Raw genomic sequence first — 17,274 nt, 5'->3', positions numbered from 1 at the left:
AGCTGTGACTCTCGGCCACCGCAAGGTCTGATGTTGTGTCCACAACACACAGACGATCATGCGGTGGCCGTCCTCGTCCCCGCGGGATCCGAGGTCACCTCACGAACGGCGGCTGTCGTACTAGACCAGCAGACGGGCACACCGCTTGCGAGGCGAGGGCTGGGAGCAGAGCGAAGTCGCGACCCACCTGCTTCGGGGCAATGACCACCGCAGACATCCACTCATGCCCCTGACCGCCCGGACGCAGATCGCTAGCGCTTACCTCGGCGCGATCTGCGTCGAGAGTGGCTCGGCTGAAGCAACGATGACCGAACCCTGAGCGCTGTCGACGCGCAATGCTCCCCCATCAGAGTTCGTCCGCCGCCTTCGAGAGCGCCGAGGGTTCGTTGACGAACCGCCCATCGGCATACCTCTCGAACGCCCGCACGACCTCATCCTGAGACGCCCGCAGGGAATCCAGCCCCACCAAGATAATGGACAGTCGACCATCAACCTTGTTCGGATACTCCGCCGCGACACCGACGTCGACGCCGGTTGCCGGCACCAACACGAGGCGCGGAACGCCGGCACCGTCCGCCGTGCTGACCGGCGGCTCAAGGAGCACTGCGTCGATCGACACCCACGGAAGCCGGTGTCCGCGGGGTCGTCCACCGACGGCGATTCCCGTGCCCACCGCCGCTGCCTGTGAAGGCTCAATTTCCTAAAACGGACGTGAGGTGTCCGATTTAGGAGGGCTACTTCAGCCGCAACAACTCGTCCGACACGATCCACGGCGGATGCTCGACGTCACGGCCTCAACGTCGGAAGATCGCTGCGAGCTTGTACGCCCGGGCTCGGGCCAGCAGCTTGAGGAAATCCCGCTTGCGGGGTTCGGTGTAGAGGATGAAGTCGTCGAACCGCCGAACCCCCGGGTGGCCCACGGCGGACGCGGCTGCGTCGCGGATCGCCGTCAAGTGGCCCGCGGTCAGCTGCAGGGCCCGCTCGTCGGGCTGGTACTCCGCCCCGAGTGGGTAGTCGCGGCCGGGCCGGTTCCTCATCTCGATGTGGCAGCCGAGCACGTGCGTCACCGGCCGGGTGGCGGCAAAGGCGACCAGCCGGTTGAGCGTTGCGAGGTACGCCGCGGCGTCGAACGCGTACAGCCGGCCGGGCAGGACCGTGTCGCCGGTGAGCAGGATCCCGGTCCACGGGTCGTAGATGGTGATCGCCGCCTGGTGGTGGCCCGGGGAGCCGAGGATCTCCAGCGCCCGGCCGCCGAGGTCCAGGGTGACGGTCTGCGCGGGCCAGCTGTCGCCGAATCCGAAGAACGACCGGACCGCATCCACCTCCCGCGGCACCACCGTGGTGTTCGGGCGGCCGGCGAACTGCGCATCGGCGGCAACGTGGTCACCGTGCCCGTGCGAGTGCGCCACCACCAGCTCGTACCTCTCGCGCGGGTGCGCATCGAGCCACTCGGCGATGAGCCCGTCGACCGTCGCGCGCAGCGGGAATAGGTCGGAGTCGGCGGTGGCGCCGGTGTCGAGCAGAAGCGCGCGTTCGTTGCCGAACAGCAGGAAGAGGAACGGGGCCTCGTAGCTGGTGGCCTTGCTCTGCCGCAGGATGATCGTGTGCTCGTCGTACGCGTGGACCTGGATCTTCGGGTCGCGGTCGCGCCGCTTCGAGGGCACGCCGTGGTTCCAGCGCACGGCGAGCGACCCCTTCGCGGGGGCGGCGCTCACGAAGTCGATCAGGTCATCAGTCATCGGAATCACTCTCGTTGTCCACTAGGTCGAAGCTCGGCAGCGGTGTGGCCGCCATGAAGTACCGGACGTGCTGCTGGCCGGGCTGGAGCCGGACACCGCCGGCACTGATCCGGGCGATGTACGGCTCGAGGATCGACGTGACCTTCTGCTTGACGTCGGCGGCCTCCTCGGCCGACATGACCGCCACCGCGGTCATGAGACTCTTCTGCCACGCCGAGCTCTCCTCGTCATCGCGATCCACGTAGCCGAGGATCGCCTGCATCTCCCGCTCGACCACGACCCGCTCGAGCTGCCGCTGGACGACCGCATCTCCGTTAGCGGCGATCCGCAGGCGCCGCTGGGGATCGGTTACGCGCCACTTCCGCTCGCGCTTGTCACCGCCCGGCCCGGCGTCCTCCACGAACCCGTACTTGGCCAGCTGGCGCAGGTGGAATGAGCAGTTGGCCTGCGGCACGCCGAGCGCGCGGCCGCACTGGGCGGCTGTGGCCGGGCCGGTCGCGGCCAACAGCTCCAGCAGATCCAGCCGGACCGGATGGGCCAGCGCCCGGATGGCCGTGGCGTCGGTGATACGCATATGCCAAAGGATACTTTGGGGTTGCGAGATGTCAAACACTTCTTTGGCATGGCCGTTCCGCCAACTGCCAACACGTCTTGACCTCGATATCGGCCAGCAGCCCGGTCACGAACGCCGCCGCCGTCCGACGCGGCTCCATCCGCCCGAACCGGCCCGCGAACGCATCGAGCACCCCAGCAAGAACCCGCTCCCACGCGGCAGGGTTTACGCTGTGGCACGCGGCCACCGCCAGATCTGAGGTTTTGTCCACAGCAGACAGACGATCACGCGGTGGCGGCGCCTCGTCTACCCAGCCCCATCAGCAACATTTCAAACGGCGGCTGCCGTATTGGGCAGAACGCTGCGAAGGGTTCACTGGGTGCGGGTCAGCCGGTCTCGTAGGATCCGGTGCACCGCGGCGGTCTGGTCGACCAGGTAGAAGTGCTTGCCAGGTAGGACTTCAAGGACGAATGGGTCTCTGGAGTGCTGTCGCCAGGCCTCGACCTCGGAGGGCGTGGCGTACGGGTCCTGGTCGCCGGTCAGTGCGGTGATCGAGCACGGCGGCGGCTGCCCGTCGGCGGCCCACTCGTAGGCGCCGACAGCCTGGTAGTCGGCGCGCAGCGCGGGCAGGATCAGCTCGCACAGGTCGGCGTCGTCGAGCAGGTCGTTCGCCGTGCCGCCCAGCGCTCGCACATGAGCCAGCAGGGCCCTGTCGTCGTCGAGGCGGGGAGCGTCGCGGCGGCCCAGGTGCGGCGCTCGGCGGCCCGAGACGACCAAGTGCAGTGACGCGCCGGGCTGTGCCCGGCGCAGGCGGCGGGCCACCTCGTAGGCGACGACGGCTCCCATACTGTGGCCGAACAGGGTGAGCGGAAGCGCCGGCAGGCCGATCATCGCGGCGTGCACCGCGTCAGCCAGCGCGCCGACGTCGGTCAGGCCGGGCTCGGCCAGGCGGTCGTGCCGACCGGGGTATTGCACGGCCAGCACGTCGGCGACGGGGGCGAGGGCCTGGGCGGTGGGGACGAAGAAGCTCGCCGCGCCGCCCGCGTGTGGGAAGCAGACCAGGCGGTGCGCCGGGGTCCCGGTCGGCTGGAAGCGGCGGAACCAGGGGCCGAGGGCCATTACGCGGCGACTCCAAACGGATCGTCGGCCAGGACTGGCCGGGGGTGGGGCTTGGGCAGGGACACCGTGAGCAGAGTGACGCCCACGCAGCACAACAACAGGCCCGAGCCGGTGGGAAAGACCGACCGGAGGGGTCCGGCCAGGTGGGTGACAAGCGGTGTGCCGACGTACGCCATCAGCAGGCCCGCCAGCGGCAGGCCGGCCATCGTCGCGGCCTGGACGACCATTCGCCGCAGCGCGAACACGCGGCCCTGCGCGCCGGGTTCCGTAGCCTCCTGCCAGACGCTTTGACTGCTGGAAACGACAACGGGCACCCCAGCCGAGAAGACGAACGCGGCGGCGGTGAGCACCGCGGTGCCGCCGGGAACCAAGCCGGCCGCCAAAGCGGCGACGGCGCTGACCACCGTGGCCGTGCGGGCCCATACCAGGGGCATGCGAGGCTGCGGCAGGACGGCCATCGCCAGGCTCGCCGCGGCCAGCCCGAGCCCGGCCGCCGTACTGACCGCCGCGACGGCCAGGCTCTGCCGCTCGATCGGGATTCCCGCCACGATCAGCGGCAGCATGATGACAGGCGCGGCCGATTGGCAAGCGAAGAGGACGGCTGTCAGGCGCAGCAGGTAGGTGAGGCGGCGGTCGGCGCCGATCAGTCGGCGGCCCACCCGGAGCTCGGCCCGATAGCCCGGCCGTGCCCTGGGACCTCTGGTGGCGGTGCCCGGGATGCGGATGACGGCGAGGGTCAGCAGTCCGACCAGCGCCGTGGTGGTGTCGGCGACGAGGACCGCGGACAGGCCGCCGGTGTGCATCAGCGCTGTGGACAGGGTCGGGCCGAGCAACTGGGCGACCGACAGCCCGGTCTGGGTCATGGCGGCCGCGCGGCTGCGCTGGTCGGGCGCTACGAGGTCGGTGACGGCGGCGGAGAGCGCCGGCCATTGGAAGGTGGCACAGGCCGACTGGACGGCGACGACGGCGTAGATCTGCCACACCGCGAGGTGGCCGGTGGCCTGTGCGGCCAGCAGGGCCACCCCTGCTGCGAGGACTGCCGTGTCGGCGCCCGCCAGAATTGTCCGCCGGCTGTGGCGGTCGATGAGGACGCCGGCAACCGGGGACAGCAGCAGCCCCGGCACGAAGCTCACGAACAGGCTCAGCGAGAACTGCGTGATCGAGCCGGTCTGCTGATAGACCCACAGGCTGAGGGCGAACGCGCTCGCCTTGGCTCCGACGACGCCGATCACCCGGCCCAGCCAGATGACCAGGAAGGTCCTCACAGTAGACCGGCAAGGACGTCACCGATCTCGCCGAGCGGACCGCGAGCGCACATGCCCGCATGGTCGGAGGCGATCGGGTACGCCTGAACGCCGCCGGTCGCATGCGCCTGCCAGCTCTGCTCCGCCTGCTCGGGGGTGAAGCGTCCCTGCAGGGCGGTGAAGTGGACGATGTCGCCGTCGAAAAGCCCCGGCACGATGCTGTGCTGCACTCGCAGGTTGCTGCGGGTGTTGCGCAGGAAGGCGCGAACGTGCTGTTCACCGACCGGCCAGGGCAGGTCGGCGTCGCGCAGGGCTCGCACCGCCCCGGGCACCGTCAGGGTCTCCTCCCCCGGGCTCGCCCCCGCCGCGCGCAGCAGCGCCGCCAGCAGATCGTGCTCCGACGCGGCGATTGCCTCGTGGCCCTCTGCACCGGGATAGGAGTCGAGGAGCACGAGCAGCGCGACCTTTTGGCCCTGGCGTTGCAGTTCGACCGCGAGCGCGTGGGCGATGTTGCCCCCGGCCGACCAGCCGAGCAAATGGTAGGGGCCGGTGGGCTGTGCCGATCGCAGCTGCTCGAGATACCAGGCGACCGCCTCGTCCATGCTGCCGCCGGGGTGCTCGCCGTCGAGCATCGGGGCCTGCAACCCATAGATCGGCCGGTCGTCAAGATGCTCGACCAAGCCGGCGTAGCTCCAGCTCAGACCGCTCGCCGGAGGCAGGCAGAACAGCGGCGCGAGAGTGCCCTCGGTCCGCAGCGGGAGGACCGGCCGGAACGGGTCGGGCCGGCGGTGCGCGCCCAGCCTGGGGGCGAGCAGCGCGGCCGTCGGGTAGCGGAACAGGTCGGCCAGGGACGGCTCGACCCCGAGGCCAGCCCGGACTCGCTGGACGACCCGGGTGGCGAGCAGGGAGTGGCCTCCGAGGTCGAAGAAGTTGTCGTCGACACCGACCTCGTCGAGCCCGAGCACGGCAGCGAAGGCTTGACAGAGCACCTCCTCTTCGCGCGTGGATGCTGCTCGGCGGTCGATGGCCACCGAGAAGTCGGGAGCCGGCAACGCTCGCCGGTCGAGTTTGCCGTTCGCCGTCAGCGGCAGCGCGTCCAGCAGGACCACGGTCGCGGGCACCATGTATTCGGGCAGCGTCGATCCCACGTACGCCCGCAACGCCACCGGGTCGACCGCCCCGACCACGTAGGCGACGAGCCGCGAGTCACGGACCACCACAGCGGCCTGCCGCACCTCGCCGAAGCCGCGCAGCGCGGTCTCGATCTCCCCCAGCTCGATCCGGAAGCCGCGCAACTTCACCTGATCATCCGTACGGCCCAGGAACTCCAGCACGCCATCCGGCCGCCACATCGCGACGTCGCCGGTGCGATAAAGACGACCGCCGCGGCCGTACGGGTCGGCGACGAACCGTTGCGCGGTCAGCCCCGGCCGGTCCCAGTAACCGCGGGCCAGTTGGATTCCCGCGAGGTACAACTCTCCCGGTACGCCGGGGGGCACCGGCCGCAGGGACCTGTCGAGCACGTAGACGCGGGTGTTGTCCATCGGCGTGCCGATCGGGGCGACGCCGGGCTGATCGCATTCCCAGCCGGTGACCGCGATGGTCGCCTCGGTCGGCCCGTAGAGGTTCTGCACCGGCAGACCGAGTACCTTGTGGGCTTCCTCGGCCAGTTCGCCCGGTAGGGCTTCGCCGATGCAGATCAGCACTCGCAGACTGCGGCACGACGAAGCGTCCGGATCGTCGAGGAACAACCGCAGCATCGACGGCACGAACTGCACGACCGTCACCCCGGCATCGCGGATCACACCCGCCAGGTACGCCGGATCGCGGTGGCCGCCGGGCCGGGCAACCACCACCGACGCACCGGTGACGAGCGGCCAGAACAGCTCCCACACCGAAACGTCGAACCCGACCGGGGTCTTCAACAGCACCCGGTCGTCGGCGGTCAGGCCGTACGTGCGCTGCATCCACCCGAACTGGTTGACCACCGCCTCATGCGTGACCACCACACCTTTCGGACGACCCGTCGAACCCGACGTGTACATGACGTACGCCGGGTGCGACGGTCGCAGATCCACCGGGTCGAGCGAAGGGCCGTCAGCACTCAGGTCGAAGTCTTCGTCGATCACCAGCACCGGCCGGGCGTCCGCGATGACAAAGGCGATCCGGTCGGCCGGATAGTCCGGGTCGATCGGCACGTACGCGCCGCCGGCCTTCATCACGGCCAGCAGAACGACAATCAAATCCACCGAGCGGGGCAATACCACAGCCACCCGGGTCTCCGGGCCGACTCGAGCCGCGGCCAGCACACCGGCCAACCTGCTCACCCGCCCGCTCAACTCCCGATAGGTCACCGCATCCACAGCCGGCGCGTCCGGGGTTGCCGCCGCTTGGGTCTCAAAGAGCTCGGGCAGGGTCGACGGCTGACAGGACCGGGTCGTGTCGTTCCAGCCGTGCAGGATCTCGTCGCGCAGTGAAGCCGGAAGCGTCTCGGGCCGCTTCCCGTCGACCAGCCCGGCGACCGCGGTCTCGATCATGTCGCACAGCAGCCGCGGCGAGGCGGGCGCAGCCGCCTGAACGGTGACGATGAATCCCGCTCCCCCGTCCTCGATCATCACGGCGATGGGGTAGTTGGTGCGCTCCCGCACGCTCAGCAATCGGATGCCGTCGAGCCCGCCTGATCCGGGTGCCGGCGTGTTGTGCCGGTAGTTCAGCAGCGTGGTGAAAAGAGGGTTGGCGGGGGCGGCCCGCTGGGCGACGGCGAGGGGCGCGTGCTCGTGTGCCTGCAGGTCAGCCAGCTGCTCGCGCACGCGGTCCAACACGTTCGAAGCGTCGACGTCGATCCGCAACGGCAGCGTGTTCATGAACAGCCCTGGCGTCCGTTCCCCGCCCACGGCGCTCATGCGTCCGAACAGGACGGTTCCGAACACCACGTCCGACCGCCCGGTGATCGCGGCCAGCACGTGCGCCCAGGCGGCGTGCAGCACAACCGCCGGGGTGGTGCGGTGGCGGCGAGCCGTCTCCCTGATGGCGGCGGCCAGTTCGGCGGGCAGCGTCCGCGACGCCTCGGCGATGCCGGAGCCGTCGCCCTGGACGTCGGTCAAGCCGTACGGGGCGGTCGGCTCCTCGACGTCGCCCAGCACGGCCCGGAAGTGCTCCTCGTGGTCGCCGGCGCCAAGTCGGGCGCGGGCCACGAAGTCGCGGAACGGCACCGGCTCAGGCAGGTCACCGGCCGTTCCGTCGAGGAAGGCGCGCACCTCGCCGAGCAGCACGTCGAGGGCGGTGTGGTCCTGCACGATGTGGTGGATCCGCACAACCGCCCGGTCACCGACGACGTTGACCCGCAGCAACGGGGCCCGGGTCAGGTCCATCGGCACGTTCTCCCCGTACGAGACAGGGATTGTCGCCTTTTCATGTACGACCTGCACCGGCTCGCGGAAGCTGTGGATCGAGGTGCGCAGGATCTCGTGGCGGTCCACGACCTGCTGCAGGGCGGCCACGAAGGCGTCGAGGCGTTGACGCGAGTCGAAGGCGAGTTCGACCGGCAGGACGTAGACGTCGTTCTCCCGGTTCATCAGGTGGTGGAAGTACATGCCTTCCTGCAGCGGCGCGAGGGGGTAGACGTCGACCACGTCGTCGGGCAGCAGGGCCACCTCGTCGGCGATGAGGTCGACCAGCGGGAACATCTCGGGCGTCAACGGACGGGACAGCGGACGGCGCGGCGGAATCGCCACCTCGGAACGGCCCGAACTGGCGGCGAGACCTGCGGGCGTGGGGTTGAGGAACAGCGTGCGGACGTCGACCGTGACATCTCGCTCGCGCAGCCGCTCGATGAGGGTGATGGCGAGCAGCGAGTGCCCGCCGAGGGCGAAGAAGTCGTCGTCGGCACCGACCTGCTCGAGGCCCAGCACGTCGGCGAACACCTCGCACACGACCCGTTCGCGGTGCCCGCGCGGTGCCCGGCCGGTGACGGCAGCGGCGTAGTCCGGGGCGGGCAGGGCGCGACGGTCGACCTTGCCGTTGACCGTGAGCGGCAGCTCGGTCACGGCGACGACGGCGGCGGGGACCATGTAGGCGGGCAGCGTGCGGGCCACGAACCAGCGCAGCTCCTGCGGGTCGACGGCCGGCTCGACGTAGGCCACGACCTGCTGGCCGTGCACGGTCGCCGCGACCTGCCGGACTTCTGGATGCGCGGCGACCGCCGCTTCGACCTCGCCCAGCTCGATGCGGTAGCCGCGCACCTTCACCTGATCGTCGGTGCGGCCCAGGAACTCCAGCACACCATCCGGGCGCCACTTCGCAAGGTCGCCGGTGCGATACATCCGGCCACCCTCGAAGGGACACGCCACGAACCGCTCCGCCGTCAGCCCCGGACGGCCGAGATAACCACGCGCCAGACCGGCGCCCGCGACGTACAACTCCCCCGCCACACCGGGCGGAACCGGACGCAACGCGGCATCCAACACGTACACCCGGGTGTTCCACATCGGGCGGCCGATCGGCACGACGCCCTCGCCAGGGCCGTCGACCGTGAAGTCGGTACACGCCACGGTCGTCTCGGTCGGACCGTAGCTGTTGACCACCGACACCCCGGCGGGGAGCTGGTCATAGCGCAGCGCCTCGCCACCGACCATGAGCAGTTTCTCCGGAATGTCGGACAAAGCGGCCAGGTGCCCCGGGGTGACCTTCAAAAACGCCGTCCGCCGCTCCTCGGTGACCACGCGGCCACCCGCGACCAGGGCACCGAACACCGACGTCACCGTCGTGTCGAACCCCACCGACGAATGGAACCGGGCCTCATCGGGCAGCCCCGGATAGACGGCCGCAGCCCGAGCCAGATAGTTGACCATCCCCGCCTGCCGGATCACGACGCCTTTGGGACGACCGGTCGAACCCGAGGTGTAGATGACATAGGCCGGATGCTCCGGCGACACCCGCACGCCGAGGTCATGGTCGGGCCCGTCCGGCACGACGACCTCGTCGATCACCGCAATTGGTCGCGCATCGTCGAGGATGAGCCCGATCCGCTCGGCCGGATAATCCGGGTCGATCGGCAGATAGGCCGCCCCCGCCTTCAGCACCGCCAGCAGCGCGACCACGAGGTCGGCCGATCGAGGCATACGCACCGCGACGATCGACTCCGACCCGGCCCCGTCCGCGACCAGCCGCCGCGCCAGCCGGTTGGCCCGCGAGTTCAGCTCCCGGTAGGTAATCTCGTCGACGGCCAGCCCATCCGGCGCCGCCGCGACTCGCGCCTCGACCATCTCGGCTACCGAGGACCACGGAACGGCGACGGCCGTGTCGTTCCAGCTGCCCAGGATCTGCTCCCGCTCCCCGGCCGACAGCACGTCGACCGCATCCACGGGCTGCTCCGGCCGGGCGATGAGCGTGTCGAGTACGCGCACCAGCCGCCCAGCCATCGCCTCGATCACGTCGGCGTCGAACAGGTCAGTGGCGTACGCGATCCGCCCGCGCAGCCCACCGCCGGTCCTCTCGGCGAAGGTGAGGTCGAGGTCGAACTTGACTGGCGTCTTCTCCGCGGGCACGGCTTCGACGGCGAGGCCGGGCAGGTCGAGCACGGGCGTCTCGGTGTTCTGGAACGTCAGCATCACCTGGAACAGCGGGTGCCGGCCGAGCGACCGCGCCGGGGCCAACTCCTCCACGACCTGCTCGAACGGCACGTCCTGGTGGGCGAAGGCATCCAGCGTGGACTCACGCACTCGGCGCACCAGCTGCGAGAAGGTGCCGCCGACCTCGACCCGCAGGACGAGCGTGTTGACGAAGAAGCCGACCAGGTCGTACAGGGCCTCGTTGTCGCGCCCGGCCACCGGCGTACCCAAGGGAATGTCGGACCCTGCACCCAGGCGCGACAGCAGCACGGCGACCGCCGACTGCATCACCATGAACGGCGTGACGCCTTCGGTGCGGGCAAACTCGGTGAGCCGGGCGTGCAGGTTCACGTCGACCGCGAAGTCGACCGCCGCCCCACGGTGCGAGGCAACCGCCGGGCGGGGCCGGCTCGCCGGCAGTGTCAGCTCCGACGGAAGCCCGGCAAGGGCTTCCCGCCAGTACGCCAGCTGCTCCGACAGGTCCAGCTCACGCTGCCACAGGGCGTAGTCCGCATACTGCACCGGCATCGGAGTCCACGAGGGCACGGCGCCGCGCAGCCGGGCCGCGTACGCGGTCGAGATGTCCCGGGCGAGCGGCGCCAACGACGATCCGTCGCCGGCGATGTGGTGCACGACCAACGTCAGTCGGTGCTCGTCCGGCCCGCTCGAAGTCAGCCCCACCCGCAGCGGGACCTCGGTGGTCAGGTCGAACGGCTCGGCCGGCGACACCTCGCGGAAGGCGACCGACGGCGGCTCAACGCGCTGGCCCGGCACCCCGTCAACCAGCGGGAACACCGTGCGCAGCACCTCGTGGCGGGTCACCACGTCGGTCAGCGCGGCGGCGAGGGCGTCCCGGTCGAGCGGCCCGGTCAGGCGCAGCACCATTGGGATGTTGTAGGCGGCGGCTCCGTCGAGCCGGTTGAGAAACCACAGCCGTTGCTGCGCCAAGGAGAGTGGCACGGTCGAGGGCCGGGCTCGCGGCGTCAAGGCGGGCCGCGATCCTCCGGCGAGGGAGAGCCGCCCGGCGAGCGCAGCCACCGTCGGTGCCTCGAACAGCTGCCGTAGCGGCACATCCACGCCGAGGACCGACCGGATTCGGGCGACCAGGCGGGTGGCGAGCAGCGAGTGCCCGCCGAGCGTGAAGAAGTTGTCGTCGACGCCGACCCGCTCGCGACCCAGCACGGCCGCGAACGCCCGAGCGAGCATTTCCTCCTGGGGTGTCGCCGGTTCCCGGTGGCCGGTCTCAAAGGTCGGGTCGGGCAGGGCAGCGCGGTCGAGCTTGCCGTTCGTGGTCAACGGCAGCGCCTCCAGCACCACCACGGCGGCGGGCACCATGTGCTCCGGCACGGTTCGCGCCGCATGCGCGCGAAGCGCCTCCGCGTCGATGTCGCCGACCACGTAGGCGACGAGCCGGTCGGCGCGGGCCAGCACGGCCGCCTGCCGCACCCCCGCGACACCGAGCAGGGCGGCCTCGACCTCGCCGGGCTCGATCCGGAAGCCGCGCACCTTGACCTGGAAGTCGGTGCGGCCGAGGAAGTCGAGGATGCCGTTGGGGCGGCGGCGGGCCAGGTCGCCGGTGCGATACATGAGCTCGCCGCGGCGGAACGGGTCGGCGACGAAACGTTCGGCGCTCAGGCTGGGCCGACCGAGGTAGCCGCGGGCCAGTCCGAGGCCGGCCACGTACAGCTCGCCGGGCACGCCGGGTGGCACCGGCCGCAGTCCGGCGTCCAGCACGTACGCGCGTACCCCGGCGATCGGGACGCCGATCGAGGGCGTCTCCCCGGCCGCCAGCGGCTCGCTCGCGGTGGCGCACACGGTCGCCTCGGTCGGGCCGTACGCGTTGATCAACCGACGGCCGGGCCGCCAGCGCTCGGCCACGTCGGCCGGCAACGCCTCACCGGCCGAGATCAGCGTGGTCACCGTTTCGAAGCCGGCGGGTTCCTGGACGGCGAGCACAGCCGGGGGCAGCGTCACATGGGTGACGGCGTGCTCGGCGACCGTGCGGCGCAGCGCCTCGCCCGGCATCAGGTCGTCCTTCGTCCCGACGACGAGGTGGGCGCCCGCGCACAACGTCATCGCCCATTCCGAGACGGCGGCGTCGAAGCTGGGCGAGGCGAACTGGAGGACACGGCTGTCCGGGGTGACGGCGAAGTGCTCCCGCTGGGCGGCGGCGAGGGCGGCCAGGCCCCGGTGGGCGACGACGACGCCCTTGGGCCAGCCGGTGGAGCCGGAGGTGTAGATGACGTAGGCGGGATGGTCGGGCCGCACCTCGACGCCGGGGTCAGTGGCGGGGAAGGCGGACGTGTCAACCGGGCCGTCGAGGACCACGGCCGGGCGGGCGTCGGCGAGCATGAAGGCGATGCGCTCGGCCGGATAGGCGGGATCGATCGGCAGGTAGGCGCCGCCGGCCTTGAGGACCGCCAGGCACGCGACGACCTGCTCGGCCGAGCGGGGAAGTCGCAGGGCGACCAGGGCCTCCGGGCCGATGCCGCGGCCGATCAGGTAGTGGGCGAGCCGGTTGGCGCGCGTGTTCAGCTCGCGGTAGGTGAGCCGGTCGACGGCGAGCGCGTCCGGGGTCTCGACAACCCATGCCTCGACCAGTTGGGGCGCGAGGACGGCGGGGACCGGCCAGGTGCTGTCGTCGACGGCCTGTGCCCGCTCGGCGTCGGTCAGCAGGTTGAGCGCTGCGACCGGACGGTCAGGCCGGTCGAGCGCCACGTCGAGCAGACGGACGAGCCGGTCGGCGAGCGCGCGGGCCACGTCGGCGTCGTACAGGTCGGTCGCGTACACGAGCCGGCCGCGTAGCCCGCCGTCGGCCGTCTCGGCGAAGGTGAGGTCGAGGTCGAACTTCGCCGGCAGCGAGCCGGGGGTGACCGGCTCGACGGCGAGGCCGGGCAGGTCGAGCACCGGGGTCTCGTTGTTCTGGAACGCCAGCAGCACCTGGAACAGCGGGTGCCGGCCGAGTGAGCGGTCCGGGGCCAACTCCTCCACGATCCGCTCGAAGGGCACATCCTGGTGGGCGAACGCGTCGAGGCTCGTCTCCCGGACGCGGCGCACCGTATCGGCGAAGGTGCCGCCGACCGTGATACGCAGCACGAGCGTGTTGGTGAAGAACCCGACGAGGTCGTTGAGGGCTTCGTCGTTTCGCCCGGCCACCGGCGTACCCAGGGGTATGTCGAAGCCCGCACCCAGGCGGGACAGCAGCACCGCGACCGCCGATTGCATCACCATGAACGGAGTGACGCCCTCGGCCCGGGCGAAGGCGGTGAGGCGGGCGTAGAGGGCGGCGTCGAGATTCAGGTCGATCATCTCGCCGCGGTGGGAGGCGACGGCGGGCCGGGGGCGGCTGGCCGGCAGCGCCAGCTCGAGCGGAAGCCCGGCGAGGGCGTCCCGCCAGTAAGCCAGCTGGCTCGACAGGTCCAGATCGCGTTGCCACAGCGCGTAGTCCGCGTACTGCACCGGCAGTGGGTTCCACGAGGGTGCGGTGCCGCCCAGTCGGGCCTGATAGGCGGTCGAGATGTCGCGGGCCAGCGGTGCGAGTGACCAGCCGTCACCCGCGATGTGGTGCACGACCAGTGTCAGCAGGTGTTCGTCGGGGACGGTCGACGTGAGGTTTGCCCACAGCGGGATGTCGGTCGTCAGGTCGAAGACCGGCACGCCGTCGGTGAACTCGACCGGGGACGGCGGCAGAATTCGTTGGCACGGCACACCGTCGACGGTCCGGAAGACCGTGCGCAGCACCTCGTGGCGGGTCACCACGTCGGTGAGGGCGGCGGCGAGCGCGTCGCGGTCGAGCGGGCCGGTCAGGCGCAGCACCATGGGCAGGTGGTAGGTCGGGCTCGGCCCTTCGAGGCGGTTGAGGAACCACAGGCGTTGCTGGGCGGCCGACAGGGGCACGATGTCGGGGCGAGACCGTCGAGCAATCCCCGTACGGCCGGGGGCCGCGAGCCGGCCGGCCAGGCCGGCGACGGTGGGAGCGTTGAACAGGTCCCGCACCGTCGTCTCGCGCCCGAGCAGAAAGCGGATGCGGTTGACGAGCTTGGTGGCGAGCAGCGAGTGGCCGCCGAGGTCGAAGAAGTTGTCGTCGACGCCGACGTCGTCGCGCCCGAGCACCTCGCCGAAGGCCTGGCAGAGCAGCTCCTCGTCGCGGTTGGCCGGCGCGCGGCGGGTCGTGGAGGCGGTGAAATCGGGCGCGGGCAGGGCTTTTCGGTCGAGTTTGCCGTTGGCGGTCAGCGGCAACGCGTCCAGGGCCACGACGGCGGCCGGCACCATGTATTCCGGAAGTGCGGCCGCCACGTGGGCGCGCAATGCTGCCGGGTCGACGTCGCCGACGACGTAGGCGACGAGCCGGTCGTCGCGGACGGCCACGGCCGCCTGCCGCACATCGGTGTGGGCGGAGAGGATCGCTTCGACCTCGCCCAGTTCGATCCGGAAGCCTCGGAACTTCACCTGGTCGTCGGTACGGCCCAGGTAGACGAGCTCGCCGTCCAGCCGCCACGTCGCGAGGTCGCCGGTGCGGTAGAGACGGCCACCCCGGCCGTACGGGTCGGCGACGAACCGCTCGGCGGTCAGCCCCGGCCGAGCCCAGTAGCCGCGCGCCAGTTGGATTCCAGCGAGGTACAGCTCCCCCGGCACGCCCGGGGGCACCGGCCGCATCGACCTGTCGAGCACGTAGGCACGCGAGTTGTCCATCGGCGTGCCGATCGGCATCGGGTTGGCCGGCTGGGCGCACACCCAGCTCGTGATGGCGACGGTCGCCTCGGTCGGCCCGTAGAGGTTCTGCACGGGCAAGCCGAGCACGCGCTGCGCCTGGTCGGCCAGGTCGCCCGGCAGTGCCTCACCGATGCAGATCAGCACCCGCAACGAACGGCAGGACGCCGCGGCTGGATCGTCCAGAAAGTGGCGCAGCATCGACGGCACGAACTGCACGACCGTCACCCCGGCGTCCCGGATCACACCCGCCAGATAGGCCGGATCGCGGTGCCCGCCCGGTCGGGCAACCACCATCGACGCGCCGGTGACGAGCGGCCAGAACAACTCCCACACCGACACGTCGAACCCGACTGGCGTCTTCAACAGCACCCGATCGGCCGCGGTCAGCCCGTACGTGCGCTGCATCCACCCGAACTGATTGACCACCGCCTCATGGCTGACGACCACACCCTTGGGCCGACCAGTCGAGCCCGAGGTGTAGATGACATATGCCGGATGCGAAGGCTGTGGCTGCACCGGCTCGAGAACGGGCCCGTCAGCCCTCAGGTCGAACGACGAGTCGATCACTAGAACCGGTCGGGCGTCCGCGATGACAAAGGCGATCCGATCGGCCGGGTAGTCCGGATCGACGGGCACGTATGCGCCGCCGGCCTTCATCACGGCAAGCAGAACGACGATGAGGTCGACCGAGCGCGGCAGAACGACCGCGACACGTGTCTCCGGGCCCACTCCACGCGCGGCCAAAATCCCGGCCAGCTGGCTCACCCGCTCGCTCAACTCGCGATAGGTGACCGCATCCACGGCGGGCGCGTCCGGGGTGGCCGCCGCCTGAGCCTCGAACAGTCCCGGCACAGTTGACGGCTCACAGGGGCGGGACGTGTCGTTCCAGCCGACAAGGATCCGGTGGCGCTCGTCCGCGGTGAGGATGTCGAGGTCCCCGACCGGGAGATCGGGCCGATCGAGGGCACGGTCGAGCAGGTGCACGAGCCGATCGGCGAGGTCCTGTACGGCTTCGGCGTCGAAGAGGTCGGCCGCATAGGTGATCCGGCCGCGCATCCCACCGCCCGGCGGCTCGGTGAAGGACAGGTCGAGGTCGAACTTGGCCGGGGCCGAGCCGATTGGCAGCAGCGAGGCCTCGATGCCCGGTAGGTCGAGCGTCGGAGTGGCGGTGTTCTGCATGCCAAGCATCACCTGGAACAGCGGGTGCCGGGCGAGCGAACGCGCCGGGGCGAGGTCCTCGACGATCCGCTCGAACGGCACGTCCTGGTGGCTCATCGCGTCGAGCGTTGTCGACCGCACCTGGTGCACGACATCCGCGAAGGCGCCGGCCACGCGCACCCGCACGACGAGCGTGTTGACGAAGAAGCCGACCAGGTCGTTGAGGGCGTCGTCGGTGCGTCCGGCCACCGGCATGCCCAACGGGATGTCCGGGCCTGCACCCAGGCGCGACAGCAGGACGGCCAGCCCGGCCTGCAGCACCATGAAGGGCGTGGCCGAGGCACTGCGGGCGAAAGCGCCGAGCCGCGCGTGTAGTCCGGCGTCAAGCGTGACCTCGACGACGCCGCCGCGATGCGACGCCACCCCCGGGCGCGGCCGGGCGCCGGGCAGAGGCAGTTCCTCCGGAATGCCGTCGAGGGCGCGCCGCCAGTAGGTGAGTTGGGTCGCCAACACGCTGTCCGGGTCGTCGGCCTCGCCAAGCAGGTCCCGCTGCCACAGCGCGTAGTCCGCGTACTGGACCGGCAGTTCCTCGAAGTCGGGAGCGGTGCCCGAGCACCGGGCCTGATAGGCCGTCGACAGGTCGCGGGCGAGCGGTCCCATCGACCAGCCGTCGCCGGCCACGTGGTGCACGACCAGGGCAAGCACGTGGTCGTCGACGGCGAGGGTGAACAGCCTCGCGGACAGCGGGATCTCGGTCGCCAGCGCGAACGTGTGCCCGGCCTGGCGGGCGATCGCGGCGGGTAGGGCAGCCTCGGTGACCGCCTCGACCGGCATCGGGACCGACCAGTCCTCGAGCACGTGCTGGAACGGGGTACCGTCCGCCGCTTCCGGGAAGATCGTGCGCAACACCTCGTGCCGGGCGACCACGTCGGTCAGCGCCGCGTGCAGGGCGCCCGGATCGAGCGCGCCGCGCAGGCGCAGCACCATCGGGATGTTGTAGGTCGCACCTGATTCCTCGAGCCGGCTCAGGAACCACAGCCGCTGCTGCGCGAAGGACAGGGGAATCATCGGGAACGCTCTCCTGGAAAGTGGCACGACACAGCGGATGGGCGGCAACAGGGCCGCCCATCCGGACGGAA

At 70.7% G+C, this 17,274-nt stretch carries 6 protein-coding genes; all 6 read right to left on the bottom strand.

What is annotated here, in order from left to right:
* Positions 1-346: 346 nt before the first annotated feature.
* On the bottom strand, positions 347-619 hold the full coding sequence (locus ACLQ28_RS26695; protein ID WP_425689011.1) for a hypothetical protein: 273 nt from the start codon (positions 617-619) through the stop codon (positions 347-349).
* Positions 620-794: 175 nt separating this feature from the next.
* Positions 795-1,739: an MBL fold metallo-hydrolase gene (locus ACLQ28_RS26690; protein WP_425689010.1), complete on the bottom strand. Its 945-nt coding sequence runs from the start codon at positions 1,737-1,739 to the stop codon at positions 795-797.
* The gene (locus ACLQ28_RS26685) at positions 1,732-2,313 is read right to left on the bottom strand and encodes an ArsR/SmtB family transcription factor (RefSeq protein ID WP_425689009.1); all 582 of its coding nucleotides are present in this window, start codon (positions 2,311-2,313) and stop codon (positions 1,732-1,734) included. The genes ACLQ28_RS26690 and ACLQ28_RS26685 overlap by 8 nt, the downstream gene beginning before the upstream one ends.
* A gap of 351 nt (positions 2,314-2,664) precedes the next feature.
* The gene (locus tag ACLQ28_RS26680; protein ID WP_425689008.1) at positions 2,665-3,411 is read right to left on the bottom strand and encodes a thioesterase II family protein; all 747 of its coding nucleotides are present in this window, start codon (positions 3,409-3,411) and stop codon (positions 2,665-2,667) included.
* Complete coding sequence (locus ACLQ28_RS26675; RefSeq protein WP_425689007.1) at positions 3,411-4,676, bottom strand: MFS transporter; 1,266 nt, start codon at positions 4,674-4,676, stop codon at positions 3,411-3,413. The genes ACLQ28_RS26680 and ACLQ28_RS26675 overlap by 1 nt, the downstream gene beginning before the upstream one ends.
* Entirely contained in the window at positions 4,673-17,203 is a 12,531-nt protein-coding gene (locus ACLQ28_RS26670; protein WP_425689006.1) for an amino acid adenylation domain-containing protein, read from the bottom strand. Before ACLQ28_RS26670 ends, ACLQ28_RS26675 begins: the two co-directional genes overlap by 4 nt.
* Positions 17,204-17,274: the final 71 nt, after the last annotated feature.

The sequence above is a fragment of the Micromonospora sp. DT201 genome, from assembly GCF_049841575.1.
Taxonomy (GTDB): Bacteria; Actinomycetota; Actinomycetes; order Mycobacteriales; family Micromonosporaceae; genus Micromonospora.
This window is presented reverse-complemented; position numbering and strand designations above follow the sequence as displayed.

Coding starts and splice junctions, on each gene's coding strand:
- ACLQ28_RS26685 (WP_425689009.1), bottom strand. CDS start 2,313: ATGCGTATCACCGACGCCACGGCCATCCGGGCGCTGGCCCATCCGGTC.
- ACLQ28_RS26680 (WP_425689008.1), bottom strand. CDS start 3,411: ATGGCCCTCGGCCCCTGGTTCCGCCGCTTCCAGCCGACCGGGACCCCG.
- ACLQ28_RS26670 (WP_425689006.1), bottom strand. CDS start 17,203: ATGATTCCCCTGTCCTTCGCGCAGCAGCGGCTGTGGTTCCTGAGCCGG.
- ACLQ28_RS26690 (WP_425689010.1), bottom strand. CDS start 1,739: ATGACTGATGACCTGATCGACTTCGTGAGCGCCGCCCCCGCGAAGGGG.